1 protein-coding gene is annotated in these 554 nt (G+C 64.8%); it reads right to left on the bottom strand.

The window, feature by feature from the left end; all coding sequences use genetic code 11:
• Positions 1–554, bottom strand: a 554-nt coding sequence (locus tag ABQZ09_RS19850) for a GTP-binding protein (protein WP_349777716.1), incomplete at both ends; no start/stop codon positions are given.

The raw sequence follows: 554 nt of genomic DNA, 5'->3' as shown, positions 1-554 counted from the left end.
TCGATACGACCGGTCACCACGGTGCCGCGGCCGGAGATCGAGAACACGTCTTCGACCGGCATCAGGAACGGACGGTCGACGTCACGGGTCGGCTCCGGAATGAAGCTATCCAGGGCATCGACCAGCTTCAGGATGGCCGGCACACCGATCTCGCTCTGATCACCGTCCAGCGCCAGACGGGCCGAACCGTGGATGATCGGGGTATCGTCGCCCGGGAAGTCGTACTTGCTGAGCAGCTCGCGCACTTCCATCTCGACCAGCTCGAGCAGCTCGGCGTCGTCGACCATGTCCGCCTTGTTCAGGAACACGACGATGTGCGGCACACCGACCTGACGCGAGAGCAGGATGTGCTCGCGGGTCTGCGGCATCGGGCCGTCAGCGGCCGAACACACCAGGATCGCGCCGTCCATCTGCGCCGCACCGGTGATCATGTTCTTGACGTAGTCGGCGTGGCCGGGGCAGTCAACGTGTGCGTAGTGGCGGGTCGGGGATTCGTATTCGACGTGCGCGGTCGAAATCGTGATGCCGCGCGCCTTTTCTTCCGGCGCTGCGTC

Origin of the sequence: Xanthomonas sp. WHRI 6106 (assembly GCF_040202405.1) — a bacterium.
GTDB classification, from domain to species: domain Bacteria; phylum Pseudomonadota; class Gammaproteobacteria; order Xanthomonadales; family Xanthomonadaceae; genus Xanthomonas; species Xanthomonas cannabis.
This window is presented reverse-complemented; position numbering and strand designations above follow the sequence as displayed.